Origin of the sequence: Burkholderia puraquae (assembly GCF_002099195.1) — a bacterium.
Taxonomy (GTDB): Bacteria; Pseudomonadota; Gammaproteobacteria; order Burkholderiales; family Burkholderiaceae; genus Burkholderia; species Burkholderia puraquae.
Genome location: NZ_NBYX01000042.1, coordinates 1 through 14017 on the forward strand (window position 1 = coordinate 1; position 14017 = coordinate 14017).

The 14017-nt window shown below is 66.9% G+C and carries 15 protein-coding genes; 8 read left to right on the plus strand and 7 right to left on the minus strand.

Features of this window, described 5'->3' with window-relative positions; translation table 11 throughout:
* A partial coding sequence (locus B7G54_RS36900; RefSeq protein WP_133059261.1) for a helix-turn-helix domain-containing protein occupies positions 1-168 on the minus strand: 168 nt, incomplete at its 3' end.
* A gap of 471 nt (positions 169-639) precedes the next feature.
* Here B7G54_RS36900 and rbsK point away from each other — a divergent pair.
* The 3 genes from rbsK to B7G54_RS36915 are packed head-to-tail and all read left to right on the plus strand — an operon-like array spanning position 640 to position 4036.
* On the plus strand, positions 640-1566 hold the full coding sequence (gene rbsK / locus B7G54_RS36905; RefSeq protein WP_085043600.1) for a ribokinase: 927 nt from the start codon (positions 640-642) through the stop codon (positions 1564-1566).
* 41 nt (positions 1567-1607) lie between these two features.
* Positions 1608-2981, plus strand: coding sequence for an L-fucose:H+ symporter permease (gene fucP, locus B7G54_RS36910; RefSeq protein WP_085043580.1), 1374 nt, complete (start codon positions 1608-1610; stop codon positions 2979-2981).
* A 2-nt stretch (positions 2982-2983) separates the two neighbouring features.
* Complete coding sequence (locus tag B7G54_RS36915) at positions 2984-4036, plus strand: aldose 1-epimerase family protein (RefSeq protein WP_085043581.1); 1053 nt, start codon at positions 2984-2986, stop codon at positions 4034-4036.
* A 22-nt stretch (positions 4037-4058) separates the two neighbouring features.
* On the opposite strand, the gene deoR is transcribed toward B7G54_RS36915, so the two are convergent.
* Positions 4059-4829 (minus strand): DNA-binding transcriptional repressor DeoR, encoded by a 771-nt coding sequence (gene deoR, locus B7G54_RS36920; protein WP_085043582.1) that lies wholly within the window; start codon positions 4827-4829, stop codon positions 4059-4061.
* Positions 4830-4975: 146 nt separating this feature from the next.
* Here deoR and deoC point away from each other — a divergent pair, with 146 nt between their 5' ends.
* Positions 4976-5656, plus strand: coding sequence for a deoxyribose-phosphate aldolase (deoC, locus tag B7G54_RS36925; RefSeq protein ID WP_085043583.1), 681 nt, complete (start codon positions 4976-4978; stop codon positions 5654-5656).
* Positions 5657-6251: 595 nt separating this feature from the next.
* Here the strand turns inward: deoC and B7G54_RS36930 are convergent.
* Positions 6252-7163 carry a LysR family transcriptional regulator gene (locus B7G54_RS36930; protein ID WP_085043584.1) on the minus strand — a complete coding sequence of 304 codons (912 nt, stop codon included), beginning with the start codon at positions 7161-7163 and terminating at the stop codon, positions 6252-6254.
* Between the two features lie 143 nt (positions 7164-7306).
* Between B7G54_RS36930 and B7G54_RS36935 the strand changes: the two genes are divergently transcribed.
* From B7G54_RS36935 to B7G54_RS36945, 3 genes are all read left to right on the plus strand, one after another.
* Positions 7307-8524: an MFS transporter gene (locus B7G54_RS36935; RefSeq protein ID WP_425266539.1), complete on the plus strand. Its 1218-nt coding sequence runs from the start codon at positions 7307-7309 to the stop codon at positions 8522-8524.
* Positions 8525-8537: 13 nt separating this feature from the next.
* Positions 8538-8840 (plus strand): ArsR/SmtB family transcription factor, encoded by a 303-nt coding sequence (locus tag B7G54_RS36940; RefSeq protein WP_085043585.1) that lies wholly within the window; start codon positions 8538-8540, stop codon positions 8838-8840.
* Between the two features lie 76 nt (positions 8841-8916).
* On the plus strand, positions 8917-9783 hold the full coding sequence (locus tag B7G54_RS36945; RefSeq protein ID WP_085043586.1) for a DUF2071 domain-containing protein: 867 nt from the start codon (positions 8917-8919) through the stop codon (positions 9781-9783).
* A gap of 8 nt (positions 9784-9791) precedes the next feature.
* Here the strand turns inward: B7G54_RS36945 and B7G54_RS36950 are convergent, their stop codons facing one another.
* On the minus strand, positions 9792-10739 hold the full coding sequence (locus B7G54_RS36950; protein WP_175130542.1) for an ATP-binding protein: 948 nt from the start codon (positions 10737-10739) through the stop codon (positions 9792-9794).
* 26 nt (positions 10740-10765) lie between these two features.
* Positions 10766-11674, minus strand: a complete 909-nt coding sequence (locus B7G54_RS36955) for a DMT family transporter (protein ID WP_085043588.1) — start codon at positions 11672-11674, stop codon at positions 10766-10768.
* A 90-nt stretch (positions 11675-11764) separates the two neighbouring features.
* On the opposite strand from B7G54_RS36955, the gene B7G54_RS36960 reads away from it, so the two are divergent.
* A complete protein-coding gene (locus tag B7G54_RS36960; protein ID WP_085043589.1) occupies positions 11765-12565 on the plus strand; it encodes an AraC family transcriptional regulator in 801 nt (266 codons plus the stop codon).
* Between the two features lie 75 nt (positions 12566-12640).
* Here the strand turns inward: B7G54_RS36960 and B7G54_RS36965 are convergent, their stop codons facing one another.
* Complete coding sequence (locus B7G54_RS36965; RefSeq protein ID WP_085043602.1) at positions 12641-13126, minus strand: anthrone oxygenase family protein; 486 nt, start codon at positions 13124-13126, stop codon at positions 12641-12643.
* Positions 13123-13953 carry a Rossmann-fold NAD(P)-binding domain-containing protein gene (locus tag B7G54_RS36970; RefSeq protein WP_085043590.1) on the minus strand — a complete coding sequence of 277 codons (831 nt, stop codon included), beginning with the start codon at positions 13951-13953 and terminating at the stop codon, positions 13123-13125. The genes B7G54_RS36965 and B7G54_RS36970 overlap by 4 nt, the downstream gene beginning before the upstream one ends.
* Positions 13954-14017: the final 64 nt, after the last annotated feature.

Below are 14017 nucleotides of genomic sequence, written 5' to 3' on the forward strand. Positions count from 1 at the left end.
GTCGACGACGCTTGGACTGACGCGCTTCGGATACTTCGGCTCGACGGCATCGGTCTGCCGCAGCCAGCTGCTCACCGTGTTTCGGGACAGGCCCGTACGCCTCGCAATCTCGCGCAGCGGGACCTTCTCGCGGAAATACATCCGCCTGATCTTGGCCAATATGCCCACCGTGATCACCTTTGTATCCCCTGCTCAAGGATTGAGCAGGGCATTCAATCACGTGGGTCAAAATTCGATGAAAATTGCGCCCCTTAGTGGGTCAGTTCTGCGTGGACATCAACAGCCCGGCCTACTGGAGAAGTTTCGGAAGGAAGCGCTAGGCGCCGCGCTGCTGGCCGTGTACGGCCTCCGGCAGGCCGAAGAGAAAGTGTGCGGCACCTGGGCGCAGCTACCTCCAATTCATCACATTGTGAAACGTGAGATGCCGTCTTTTTTGCACATTCCTGCCCCCTTCTCGTAAGTGCGACCTTTTTGTATTTCGACAAATTCCCCGAGAAACCGCCGCACGCGCGCGGACCTCAAAAGTCACCCTCCGAACATCACATGATTGCCTTTTCACATTAAATGTGATTTTATTATCGCATCTTGCACGCCGCCGCCGACCACGCACGCGGCCCCCATACCAAGGAAGAGACGCAGATGGAGACAATCGCCGTGATCGGCAGCAACATGGTCGACCTCGTGACCTATGTCGCACGCATGCCCGCCCGGGGCGAAACGCTCGAAGCGCCGAACTTCGAGCTCGGCTGCGGCGGCAAGGGGGCAAACCAGGCCGTCGCGGCCGCCCGCCTCGGCGCGCGCGTCGTGATGGTCACGAAGGTCGGCGACGACGTATTCGCCGACAACACGATCCGCAACTTCGAGCGCGAAGGGATCGACACCACACACGTGCGCAAGGTCGCCGGCGTGCCTAGCGGCGTCGCACCGATCTTCGTCGAACCCGATTCGAGCAACAGCATCCTGATCGTCAAGGGCGCGAACCGCCACCTGACGCCGGCCGACATCGATGCGGCCGCGCCGCAGCTCGTCGAATGCGCACTGATCGTGCTGCAGCTCGAGATCGAGCTCGACACCGTCTATCACGCGATCGAATTCGGCGCACGCCACGGCATTCCCGTGCTGCTGAACCCCGCGCCCGCGGTGGCCGATCTCGATTTCGAGCGGATCCGCACCGTCGAATTCTTCGTGCCGAACGAAACCGAACTCGCGATCGTGTCGGGCATGCCGGTCGATTCGCGCGACACCGCGGCGCGCGCCGCGGAAGCGCTGGTCGCGCGCGGCCTCAAGCACGTGCTCGTCACGCTCGGCAGCAACGGTTCGCTGCTGGTATCGCGCGACGGCGTGTGCCACGTGCCGGGCGTACCGGTCGACGCGCGCGACACGACCGGCGCCGGCGATGCGTACATCGGCTGCTTCGCGCGCTGCTATGCCGCGTCGCGCGACGCGCTCGACGCGATGCGTCATGCGTCCGCGTACGCCGCGCATTCGGTCACGGGCCTCGGCACGCAGAAGTCGTATGCCGACACCGCGACGTTCGAACGCTTCCTCCACGACGCCGGCTTCTGAACGGCGCCTTCATCGACGAGACAATTGGGAAGGAGACACCCATGGGCCGAGCCAGAATCGAACACACACCCGACGGCTATTACCTGAATCGCACGCCGCTCTTCGCGTTCACGCTGCTGTGCTGCCTGTTCGCGCTGTGGGGCACCGCCGCGAACCTGAACGACGTGCTGATCGCGCAATTCAAGAAGTCGTTCTTCCTGTCCGATTTCGAATCGGCATTCGTGCAGTCCGCGTTCTATCTCGGCTACTTCTTCCTCGCGATTCCGGCCGCGACCGTCGTGAAGAAGTTCAGCTACAAGACGACGATCCTCGTCGGCCTGCTGCTCTACACGACCGGTTGCCTGCTGTTCTTCCCGGCAGCTTCGATGGCGAAGTACGGGATGTTCCTCGTCGCGCTGTTCGTGATCGCGGCGGGCCTGTCGTTTCTCGAAACGGCGTCGAACTCGTATTCGACGCTGATGGGCCCGCGTGAAACCAGCACGCGGCGGCTGAACATCTCGCAGACGTTCTATCCGTTCGGCGCGATGGCCGGCGTGTACATGGGCAGCTTCCTGATCTTCAAGGAAGGCGACGCGTCGCACGCGCAGCTCGCCGCGATGTCGGCGGCCGAAGCCCACGTGCACCAGCTCGCGATGATCCAGGCCACGCTCGAGCCGTACAAATGGCTGATCGTCGTGCTCGCGGCCGTGTTCATCGTGTTCGCGCTCACGCCCTACCCGGCCTGCAAGGGCAACGGCCCCGGCGTGGCCACGCACCGGATCGACGCGCGCGGCACGCTCGCGCGCCTGTTCGGCAACCGGCGCTTCGTCGCGGGCGTCGTCGCGCAGTTCCTGTATGTCGGCGCGCAGGTCGGCGTGTGGAGCTTCACGATCCGGCTCGCGATGCAGATCGGCGGCCTCACCGAGCGCGGTGCGTCGCACTATCTGCTCGCGACGTTCTTTGCGTTCTTCGTCGGCAAGCTGGTCGCGACGCTCGTGATGAAGCGCGTCGGGCCGGCCAAGGTGCTGATCGTCTACGGCATCCTGTGCATCGCGCTGCTCGCGTACACGATCAGCGTGCACAACATCACGGCCGTCTATGCGGCCGTGGGCGTGAGCGTGTTCCTCGGCCCGTGCTGGCCGACCATCTACGGCCTCACGATCGACGGGCTCGGCAAGGACACCGAGTACGGCGGCTCGATCCTCGTGATGAGCATCGTCGGCGGCGCGGTCGTGCCGCTGATCCAGGGGCTGATCTCCGATCACACGGGCGGCAACATGCAGCTCGCGTTCGTCGTGCCGCTCGCGTGCTTCGTCGTGATCGTCTACTACGGCTTCTACTGCCTGCGCCACCTGCCGGCCGCGACGCCCGACGCAGCCGCCGACGGCAACGCACCTGCGCGCTACGCCGCCACGCGCAACACGTCGGGAGCATGAGCATGCGAGGCGAAATCGAACTGCGGCGCGACGACTTCCGCGACACGCCGCGCACGCTGTACCGCACCGACGGCCTCACCGTCAGCGCGTTCGCGTATCCGTCCGGCGTCGAGGCGCTGAAGCTCGAGAACCGTCGCGGCCACCTCGTCGTGCTGCCGTATCTCGGCCAGATGATCTGGGCCGCCGCGTTCGACGGGCGCGACCTGGCGATGAAGCACATGTTCCGGCAGCCGAAGCGCGCTGCTTCGATCATCGATACCTACGGCTGCTTCATGTTCCACAGCGGGCTGCTGCGCAACGGCTGCCCGGGGCCGGACGACACGCACGCGCTGCACGGCGAGATGCCGTGCGCGCCGATGGATCGCGCGAGCCTCGTCGCCGGCGCGGATGCGCGCGGCGCGTTCGTCGAGGTGACGGGCGAATACGAATACGTGCAGGGCTTCGGCAGCCACTATGTGGCGCGTCCGTCGGTGCGGCTCGCCGAGCACGATGCGCAGATGACGATCGCGATGGACGTGACGAATCTCGGCGGCACGCCGATGGACCTGATGTACATGGCGCACCTGAACTACGCGTACGTGCCGGGCGGGCGCTTCGTGCAAGCGTTGTCCCAAGGCGGTTTGCGGTTGCGCGACAGCGTGCCCGCGCATGTGAAGCCGACCGCGGCATGGCGCGACTACACGGCCACGCTTGCGCGCGAACCGGAACGGCTTCACACGCTCGATGCGCCAGCACTGTACGACCCGGAGATCGTGTTCTTCATGAACGGTGCGGAAACGGATGCAGACGGCGTCGCGCATTTCCTGCTCGCGCATCCGGATGGCAGCGCGTTCCACACCGCGTACCGACCCGAGCAGTTCCCGCATGCGACGCGCTGGATCCTGCACAACGCGGACCAGCAGGTCGCCGCATTCGCGCTGCCGTCGACCTGCGAGCCGGAGGGGTATGAAGCCGAACGCCGCAAGGGGCATGTCGCGACCCTCGCGCCGGGCGCGAAGCGCCGCTTCGAAGTCGTCACCGGCTACCTGAGCGCGGCGGAAGCACGCAATGCGTGAAGCGATGCGCGGCCGCGCGGCGTCAGGTCACGAGCGCGATCCCGTGTTCGCGGATCGTCGTTTCGTAGCGGCTGCTCAGTTGCCCGTCCGAGATCACGTAGTTGAAGTCGGTCAGCTCGGCGAAATAGGCTGCGCGCACTTCGTCGAACTTCGTGTGGTCGACGAGCAGGAAGCGGTTCTGCGCGCGTTCCATCACCTTCTTTTTTGCGTCGACTTCGTGGAAGTTGAAACACGTGACACCGCAGCGATCGCTCACGCCGGCCGCGGAGATGAACGCCTTCGACACGCGCACCGTGTCGAGGATGCCCGTCTCGGCCACCGACTCGAACACCATGTTCTTGCGGTGGTACGCACCGCCGCACAGGATCACGCTGCAATGCGGCTTCTGCTGCAGCTTCGCGAACACGTTCAGCGAATTGCAGACGGCGGTGAATTCGAGATCGTCCGGGATGAAGTCGACGACGAACGGCGTGGTCGAGCCGCAGTCGACGAAGATCGTGTCGCCGGTCGTCACGAACTGCGCGGCCAGCTTGCCGATGCGGCGCTTCTCCTCGGTCTGCCGGTTGTTCTCGGCGCTGACCACGTACTCGCCGATGTCGCTGCGCTGCGCGGCGAAGTGGCGCGTCACGTAGCCGCCGATCAGGCTGAGGCCGTGCGGATTGTCCGCGAGATCGCGGCGGATCGTCATTTCGGACACACCGAACAGCTCGGCCACTTCCTTCAGATGAATCGCGTTCTGCCCTTGCAGCACGTTCATCAATGTCTTGATCCGTTCGCCTTTCTTCGTTTCCATGCCAGTATCCTGCGTGCCCGTCGCATCTGTCGCGTGTCGTGCCGGGCGCGCGGGCCCGGCCGGAATGTCGTATTTGTAACAAACCGATGTGAAAACATCAACTTTACGTGTGCCCTTCCGGCACACGCTCCGTGGAGTCCTGAAACATGCCGCTTTCCAACGCCCAACTCGCTCAAACCATCGATCACACGCTGCTCGCGCCCGACGCGAGCGACGCGCAGATCCGCGAACTCTGCCGCCAGGCGGCCGAGCATCGCTTTTACTCGGTCTGCGTGAATTCGGCGAACGTGCCGCTCGCTGCGCGCGAGCTGGCCAGCACCGGCGTGCTCGTGTGCGCCGTGGTCGGTTTTCCGCTCGGTGCGGGGCTGTCGGCCGCCAAGGCGTTCGAAGCCACCGCCGCAATCGCGGCGGGCGCCGGCGAGATCGACATGGTGATCAACATCGGCGCGCTGAAGAGCGGCCGCGCCGACGACGTGAAGGCCGACATCGAAACCGTGCACCGCGCATGCGGCGCGGTGCCGCTCAAGGTGATCCTCGAAACGGGGCTGCTGACCGACGACGAGAAGGTACGCGTGTGCGAGATGTGCCGCGATCTCGGCGTGGCGTTCGTGAAGACGTCGACCGGGTTCGGCCACGGCGGCGCGACGCTCGCGGATGTCGCGCTGATGCGCCGCACGGTCGGCCCCGTGCTCGGTGTGAAGGCATCGGGCGGTGTGCGCGACCGCACGGCCGCGCTGGCGATGATCGAGGCCGGCGCGACGCGGCTCGGCACGAGCTCGGGGGTGGCGATCGTTACCGATCAGGGGGGGAGCGAGTCGGGGTATTGAGTGACGCCCCGGGCCGCCAGTATCCGGCACGACACCCGTGCCGGGTGCATAGCGTCAAGTATTGTGAGCGCTGAATTCGATACGTAACCGAAGATCGCTGTCGACCAAAGAGTAGGATCGCGGAATAATGCTTGACACCCCCAAATATCACACCAAAGGCAGATCGACAAAATAAAGACGCGGCAACGATTTTCCCGACGCTATAGATTGAGCCGTCTTCATAAATAATCCGGTGACAGTTAATTCAGACAACCCACTGTGGTTGTAGAAAACAAGTTTTAACTTCAATGATGACGTGGAGGCAGCCTATAAGGCAATGGGATATCATTGAATATTACCCGCCACGATCAGTACAGCAAAGTGTCCGCCGATATGCGGCCAATCTCGATAAACCTTGAATTTTGGCACCGGAGCCTCTCTTTCCCGCCCCGCATTCCATTGACGTTGGCAATTCGAGCATCTGCATTAATGATGCAAATTGTGAAATTCAGCCTCATACGGTTACGCCGTGATGTATTGATCGAAGGTTCGCCTTCGAGTTCTGTTAGTTGTGCATCAAAATGTCTGGCGACCACCCACAACCTTCCCCTGTCGCTCAGCCGCCCGACGCCAACCCCGCGATCCGTTCGCGCAGCCGAGGCGCAACGAAATCGAGAAACGCACGCAGCTTCAGCGGCATCGGCGCCTGCCCCTTGTGCACCAGGCTGACCGGCAGCGGCTGCGATTCGAACGTATCGAGCACCACGTCCAGCGTGCGATCGCGCAGCGCCTGCGCAACCTGATACGACAGCACGCGGATCAGCCCGACGCCTAGTACCGCGGCATCGATGGCCGCTTCGGCCGTATTCACCGCGAACCGCGAGTGAACGGGCACGGTCAGCTCGCCCTTCTCGCCGTCGAACACCCACGCGCGCCGCGACGCCAGCACCTCGAACGTGATGCATTGATGCCGCGCCAGATCGGCCGGGTCGGCGGGTGTGCCATGCGCAGCCAGATAGGCCGGACTTGCGCAGATCACGCGGCGCACGCTGCCGACGCGGGTTGCCATGAAGCTGCTGTCGGGCAACTCGCCGATCCGCAGCGCGACGTCGATCTGCTCTTCCATCAGGTGCGTGACGCGGTCGGTCAGCACCAGCCGCACGTCGATCTCGGGATACTGCGCGAGAAACGCAGCCACCACCGGCACGATGTGCAGACGCCCGAACACGATCGGCGCGGTAACGATCAACTCGCCACGCGGCGCCGCGTATTCGCCGGTGGCGGCACGCTCGGTTTCCGCGATGTCGTCGAGGATGCGCCGGCATCCGGCGACATAGGACTCGCCCGCCTCGGTCAACGACAGTTGCCGCGTCGTGCGATGCAGCAGCCGCGTATTCAGGTAGGACTCGAGCTCGGCGACCTTGCGGCTCACGGTCGCCAGCGGAATGCCGAGCTGGCGCGCGGCGGCCGACATGCTGCCGGCATCGATCACCGCCACCAGCAGGGACATCGACTCTAGGCGGTTCATGTTGCCTCTCAAATTTCGGAAAGATGATTCCAGATTCTTGTGGATTATCTTTTCCAGTGCAAGGCAGTACGCTCCTTTCACCACGTCCCGTCGGCCGCGTCTGCTGCCTGCGGTGGCGGATCGCCATGAGAAAGGAGCCTGCCATGAACGAATTCCCTGTCGCGTCGGGCATGCCGCCCATCGCGCCGCCTGCCGCCACGCCGCCTGCCACCGCGTCGCGCGGCAAGATCGTCGCGATGGCCGCCATCGCCGGCGCGGTCGTGACCAACATCTATTGCACGCAGCCGATCCTGCCGCTGATCGCGCAGGACCTGCATGCCGACCCGGCGACGGCCGCCCTCGTGGCCGGCGCGGCGCTGCTCGGCTTCGCGACCGGGCTGGCGCTGCTGCTGCCGCTCGGCGATCGCTACGACCGGCGCAAGCTGGTGCTGGGCCAGATCGTGCTGGCCTTCGGGTTCGCGGTGGCGTCCGCGCTCGCGCCGGGCGTGTGGGCACTGATCGGCGCCGCGTTCGGGCTCGGCGTGGTCAGCTGCGTGCCCCAGCAACTGGTGCCGTTCGCGGCCGTGATGTCGGCGCCCGGCGAACGCGGACGCAATGTCGGCGCGGTCGTTACCGGCATCATGGTCGGCATCCTGCTCGGCCGAGCGGTCAGCGGCCTGATCGCCGCGCACGCCGGCTGGCGCGCGGTGTACGGCGCCGAAGCCGCCGCAATGGTGCCGGTCGGGATCGCCGCAGCATGGCTGCTGCCGCGCGGCGTGCCGAGCACCACGCTGTCGTATGGCCGGCTGCTCGCGTCGCTCTGGACGCTGGCGCGCGCGCATCGCCCGATCCGCGAGTCGATGACCGTGCAGGCGCTGCTGTGGGCTGCGTTCAATGCGTTCTGGGTCAATCTCGCGGCGCTGCTCGCCAACGGCCCATGGCATCTCGGCAGCGCTTGGGCCGGCGGCTTCGGCATCATCGGCGCGGCGGGGGCACTGGCCGCCACGATCGGTGGCCGGGCGTCGGATCGGATCGGCACGCGGCGCGTGATCGGCCTGGGTATCGCAATCGTTACGGTTTCCTACCTGATCCTCGCCGGGGCCGGCAGCTCGCTCGCGCTGCTCGTCATTGGCGTGGTGGTGCTCGACATCGGCGTGCAGGCCGGCCTGGTCGCGAACCAGACGCGCGCGTTCGCCGCCGACCCGAAGGCACAGGGTCGCATCAACAGCCTCTACATGACCGCGACCTTCGTCGGCGGCGCGCTCGGCGCGATCGTCAGCGGTGCGCTGATGGCCCGTTTCGGCTGGTACGGCGTGGTCGCGTTCGGCATCGCGGCCGGGCTCGCCGCCGCGCTCGTGCATCGCTGCGGGGCACGGCGCTGAGCCGGCGCGGGCCATGATCGACGTCGACCTCGTTCACAAGGCGCTGGCGCATCCGTTTCGGCGAGATGTGCTGCGCTGGCTGAAGTCGCCCGATACGTCGTTACCGGACGCCGCGCGCGTCCGCTCGCCACACGGCGTGCCGCTTTCTTCAATCGTGGCACGCAGCGGGTTGTCGCAATCGACCGTGTCGGCGCACCTCGCCGTGCTGCGCGAGGCCGGGCTGATCGTCGCGACGCGGATCGGCCAGTGGCGCTTCGTCGCCCGCGACGACTCGGGCATCGCGGCGTTCGTCGCGCAGGTCGTCAGCGATCTCTGACCGGCGAAGGCGGGCCCTGACAGTTTCACCAGGGGCGCTGCGACGCCTCTTCCACCCGCTCCGCGACATCGGCACAATGCCGCTCATGCTCCATGACAACGCGTTCGTCTACCCGTCCGCCGGCCCGATCGGCCGCCTCGCCAACCGGCTCGTCGCGAGCCGCCCGCTGCTGCGCGCACGCCGCGCGCTGCTGTCGCGGCTGCCGTTCCTGCAACTGGCGAGCGAGGTCGAGAACGTCGTGTACTGCACGTGGCTCGTCGATGTCGCCGCCGTCGCCCACCTGGTGCCGCGCGGCGTCACGCTCGCGAGCCGCAACGGCCGCACGCCGTTCACGATCCTCACCTATGCGCACCGCCATTTCGGCCCGCGTATCGCGGGCCCGCTGCGACGCGGGTTCCCGTCACCGCTGCAGAGCAACTGGCGGCTTTACGTCGATGCGCTGCCGGGCGGCGTGCCGGCCGATCGCACGGTGCTGTTCGTGAAGAACGTATTCGATCATCCGCTCTATGCGCTCGGCAGCCGGCTATTCAGCGATGCGCTGCCGTCGCATCTCGCCGAGGGCTTCACGCATGCCGTGCAGGACGGAAGTTTTCGAACGGTGCTGGCCGGCGGGACAGGGAGCGCCCCGGATTTCCGCTGCGCGGCGGCCATGTCGGACGACTACATGCTACCTGCCGCGTTCGCGCCGTTCTTCGGAAGCTGGCGCGACGCCGTCGCTTACCTGTCGCTGCAGCACGCGGCCGTCGCGCATGTCGCGGACTGCGACCGCCTCGCCCATGCGTCGATCGACCTGCCGATCGACATCGATGCCGTCCGGCCGCTGAAGCCGGTCGAGCCGGTCGGCGGCGGCGAGTTCCTCGCGCGCATCGGCGCGACCGGCGAACCACTGTGCTTCGTCGTGCCGGATGTCGCGTTCCGGGTGTTGTCGGAGCGGGTGCTGTAACGCCCTGCTCAACCCGTGCGCAACGCGCGTGCGTTTTCATCCGCGTCGCTTTCGTCCGCCAGCCGCCCGATGTAATCCCGCACGAACTGCGCGGCGATCCGCCCCGACCGTGCACCACGCTCCAGCGCCCACTGCAGCGCCGGCTCACGCGCCGCGCGGATCTGCTCCGCATCGAACCCGGCTTCGCCGAGCCGGCTTTCGACGACAGCCAGATATGCGTCCTGCGTGAACCCGTAGAACGTCACCCAGATCCCGAAGCGCTCGGACAACGAGATCTTCTCCTCCACCGCATCGCCCGGATGCAGCTCGCCGTTCTCCGCACGGGACACATTCGCGTTGTCGCTCGCATTCTCCGGCATCAGGTGGCGGCGATTCGACGTCGCGTACACGAGCACGTTCGACAGGTCGCTCGCGACCGAGCCGTCGAGCACCGTCTTCAGTTCCTTGTAGCCGGTCTCGCCCGCCTCGAACGACAGGTCGTCGCAGAACACGATGTACCGCTCGGGCCGCGCACGCACCAGCTCGACGATCGCCGGCAGGTCGCCCAACCGTTCCTTGCCGACCTCGATCAGCCGCAGCCCGTGCGCCGCAAACGCATGCAGGCATGCCTTCACGATCGACGACTTCCCGGTGCCGCGCGCGCCCGTCAACAGCACGTGATTGGCTGCGAACCCGCGCACGAACTGCCGCGTGTTCCGTTCGACGATCGCCACCTGACGCTCGACGTTGCGCAGCGCATCGAACGCGATGAGCGCGGGCGCCGCGACCGGTTCGAGCGGCGCCGCTCGCGGCCCGCCGTCGAAACCGCGCCAGCGGAATGCGACAGCCGCGTCGAAATCGACGGCCGCCGGCTGGCCGATGCCGGCCAGCGCTTCAAGCGCGGTCGCGATCCGGTCGAGCTGATGCGCGAGCGCCGGACCATCGCCGGAAGCGCGAGCGTCCGGCAGCTTGGCCATCCGGTCCTGCATGTCGCGATCGCCGCTCATTGCCGCACGCCTTGCGACGCACTCGCCTGAAACGGAAACCGCTGCGCGATCGCCACGCCGAGGAGCGCCACGCCGCCGCCGATCAGGTGATACAGCCGCAGCGATTCGCTGAGCAGCACGATCGCGCCGCCGGCCGTCATCACCGGCAGCAGGTTCATGAACATCGCGCAGCGGCTCGGGCCGAGCAGCCGCACGCCCTGCATCCACAGATACGGCAGCACCACCGACGCCAGCACGCCGGCATACAGGATCAGCGGCACGCTCGCACGCGTCGGCCACGCCGCCTGCGCGGGCAGCCGCAGCAGCATCGGCACCATGAAGACGAGCGCCGCGAGCGCCTGCACGTAAGTCGACTGCCACGCCGGCAGCGCACCGATGCGCCAGCGCTTGAGCAGCACGCCGTACAGCGCATACGCGGCGGACGCTGCCAGCATCAGCAGGTCGCCCGCCTGCACGCCGCGCGCGGCGATCGTCGTGGGGTGCCCCTCGGCGATCAGGTAGACGACGCCGGCGAGCGACAACACCCCACCGCCGACCATGCCCGCGCCCGGCGGATCGCCGAGCAGCAGCGAGCTGAGCGCCATCGTCATCAGCGGCACGAGCGCGGTGATGATCGCCATGTTGGTGGCACTCGTCGTTTTCGCGGCTTCGTAGGACAGGCACTGGAACAGCGCCATCGCGAGAAAGCCAAGCACCGCGAGCTTCGGCAGGTGCGCGACGAGCGCCGCGCGATTGCGCCATGCGGGGCGCAGCGTGAACGCGCTCATCAGCGCGACGGCGAGCAGCAGCCGGTAGAAGGTGATCGCCGACGGGTCGATCGTCGACGCCGACAACTTCGACACGACCACGTTGCCGGCCCACAGCGCGATCGCGCAGAAGGGAAACAGAAATGGGGACTTGTTCATCGCGTTTGGCGGATTAATATCCTGACAGGGGTCTGGCGTGGATGGGAACGCCATCGTGCCCGCCCGTCCACCTGCCTGTCTCACGCCAAAATGTCACGACTTGTCGCCAATCGGACACTCGAGTCCACCCCGCCCGGTGCACACCTGCGCTTCGAATCGACGCCGATGCCCGTATCGGCGATGGCGGCAACGTACGCGCACGGCACGTCGATCGCGCCGCACCGGCATCGCCGCGCACAGCTGCTCTATGCGATCGAGGGCGTGATGCACGTGCAATCGGAAGGCGCATCGTGGGTCGTGCCGCCGACGCGCGGCGTGTGGCTCGAAGCCGGTCTCGACCACACGGTGCAGATGAGCGGCGACGTGCAGATGCGCACCGTGTTCGTCGAGCCGGGCGCGGTCGAGCACCTGCCCGCGCGGAGCTGCGTCGTGGAAGTGCACCCGCTGCTGCGCGAGCTGATCCTCGCCGCGGTCGACGTGCCGCTCGACTATGCGCCGGGCTCGCGCCACGATCACCTGATGCACCTGCTGCTCGCCGAGGTGACGGTTGCGCCGCTGCTGCCGCTGTACCTGCCGTGGCCGCACGACGCGCGCCTGCGCACGATCTGCGACGCGCTCGTCGCCACGCCCGACGACCTGCGCACGATCGCCGAGTGGGCCGACCTGCTCGGCCTGTCGGTCCGCACGCTCCATCGCGCGTTCCGGCGCGAGACGGGGCTCAGCTTCCGCCGCTGGCGCGAACAGGCGCGGCTGCTGCTCGCGCTCAAGCGCCTCGCGCACGGCGAGAAGGTGCTGACCGTTGCGATGGATCATGGCTACAGCAGCCAGAGCGCGTTCTCCGCGATGTTCAAGCGGCATTTCGGCGTGTCGCCGTCGGCGTTTTATGCGTAGGGCGGGTTCGGACACGGCACGATCGCGGAATACCGTTTGCCCGGGCAGGCCTCGCCCACCGCATGACGCCCGCCGCTACCGCGCCGCAATCCCCGCGATGAAAAACACGCAAGCGGCGGCCGACGCCACCATGCGCACGTGATTCCACATCGTCCAGTCGTGCACGTAGCGGGTCCACAGCGCCGCGCCGTGCGCGGTCGACGGATCGGCCGCGGCGAGCGCATCGTTGAGCGGTACGTTGACGGCCATCGTCACCGCGAACATCCCGAACACGTACAGCACGCCGCCCGCGACCGCAGCCATCGCGCCCGGCTGATCGCGATCGAACAACGCGAGCACGGCCAGTGCAAGCGCCATCAGCGTCGTGACGAGGAACAGCGGCATGAACGGCGAACGCACGATGTCGACGTTGATCGCGTTCATCGCGGCCACGCCCGCATGCGGCGCGATCCGTCCGAGCGACGTCATCACGAACGTCGAAAACGCGAAATACACGCCGGCCATCAGCCCGCAGCCGATGGCCGAGCCCCACAGCAATGCGGCGGTCACGAACGCGATCATGACCGTGCGCTCCACACGCCGGTCGCGGCCGTCGCGCGCGCATAGTCGGCGAAATCACGCGCCGGCCGCCCGAGCGTCTCTTCGATGCCGTGCGTCACCGCGCTGTTGCGCCCGTCGAGCACCACGCCGAACAGATCGTCGAGCAGCGCGACGACCGGCTCCGGTACGCCGACCTCGCGCAATCCGGCAACGAACGCATCGGCCGGAATCTCGCGATAGACAATCGGCCGGCCAGCGGCTCGCGCGATTTCGCCGACCGCGTCGGCAAACGTCAGCGCGCGCGGGCCCGTGACCTCGATCACGCGGTTCGCGAAACGCGCATCGGTGAGCGCGGCCACCGCCACGTCCGCGATGTCGTCCGCATCGACAAACGGCTCGCGCACCGCGCCAGCCGGCAACGCGACTTCGCCGCCCCGCACGCCGTCGATCAGGTAGCCCTCGGAGAAGTTCTGGTTGAACCAGCTCGCGCGCACCACGCCCCAGCCGACGCCCGACGCCTGCAACGCAGCCTCGGCAGCCTGCGCGCGCGGCTCGCCGCGCCCGGACAGCAGCACCACGCGCCCGACGCCACTGTTCCGCGCAAGCCGCGCGAATGCGGCAATCGCGTCCACCGCGCCTTCGACGGCCAGGTCAGGCTGGTAGGTCACGTAGGCGGCCGACACGCCGTCGAGCGCGGCGGGCCACGTGGCAGGCGCCGTCCAGTCGAAGCGGACAGCCGACGTGCGCGACACCGGTCGCGTTGCGAGGCCGCGCGCGCGCAGCCGCGCATCGACGCGGGCGCCCGTCTTGCCCGAACCGCCGACGATGAGGATGGGAAGTGCCGACATGACCGTCTCCTTTGGTCAAAATACGAGAACGTCTCGCGTTTCAAAAACACGATAGACTCTCGCA

Excerpts from the sequence above, each read along its gene's own strand:
- rbsK (WP_085043600.1), top strand. The coding sequence starts at position 640 with ATGGAGACAATCGCCGTGATCGGCAGCAACATGGTCGACCTCGTGACC.
- fucP (WP_085043580.1), top strand. The coding sequence starts at position 1,608 with ATGGGCCGAGCCAGAATCGAACACACACCCGACGGCTATTACCTGAAT.
- B7G54_RS36915 (WP_085043581.1), top strand. The coding sequence starts at position 2,984 with ATGCGAGGCGAAATCGAACTGCGGCGCGACGACTTCCGCGACACGCCG.
- deoR (WP_085043582.1), bottom strand. The coding sequence starts at position 4,829 with ATGGAAACGAAGAAAGGCGAACGGATCAAGACATTGATGAACGTGCTG.
- deoC (WP_085043583.1), top strand. The coding sequence starts at position 4,976 with ATGCCGCTTTCCAACGCCCAACTCGCTCAAACCATCGATCACACGCTG.
- B7G54_RS36930 (WP_085043584.1), bottom strand. The coding sequence starts at position 7,163 with ATGAACCGCCTAGAGTCGATGTCCCTGCTGGTGGCGGTGATCGATGCC.
- B7G54_RS36935 (WP_425266539.1), top strand. The coding sequence starts at position 7,307 with ATGAACGAATTCCCTGTCGCGTCGGGCATGCCGCCCATCGCGCCGCCT.
- B7G54_RS36940 (WP_085043585.1), top strand. The coding sequence starts at position 8,538 with ATGATCGACGTCGACCTCGTTCACAAGGCGCTGGCGCATCCGTTTCGG.
- B7G54_RS36945 (WP_085043586.1), top strand. The coding sequence starts at position 8,917 with ATGCCGCTCATGCTCCATGACAACGCGTTCGTCTACCCGTCCGCCGGC.
- B7G54_RS36950 (WP_175130542.1), bottom strand. The coding sequence starts at position 10,739 with ATGGCCAAGCTGCCGGACGCTCGCGCTTCCGGCGATGGTCCGGCGCTC.
- B7G54_RS36955 (WP_085043588.1), bottom strand. The coding sequence starts at position 11,674 with ATGAACAAGTCCCCATTTCTGTTTCCCTTCTGCGCGATCGCGCTGTGG.
- B7G54_RS36960 (WP_085043589.1), top strand. The coding sequence starts at position 11,765 with ATGTCACGACTTGTCGCCAATCGGACACTCGAGTCCACCCCGCCCGGT.
- B7G54_RS36965 (WP_085043602.1), bottom strand. The coding sequence starts at position 13,126 with ATGATCGCGTTCGTGACCGCCGCATTGCTGTGGGGCTCGGCCATCGGC.
- B7G54_RS36970 (WP_085043590.1), bottom strand. The coding sequence starts at position 13,953 with ATGTCGGCACTTCCCATCCTCATCGTCGGCGGTTCGGGCAAGACGGGC.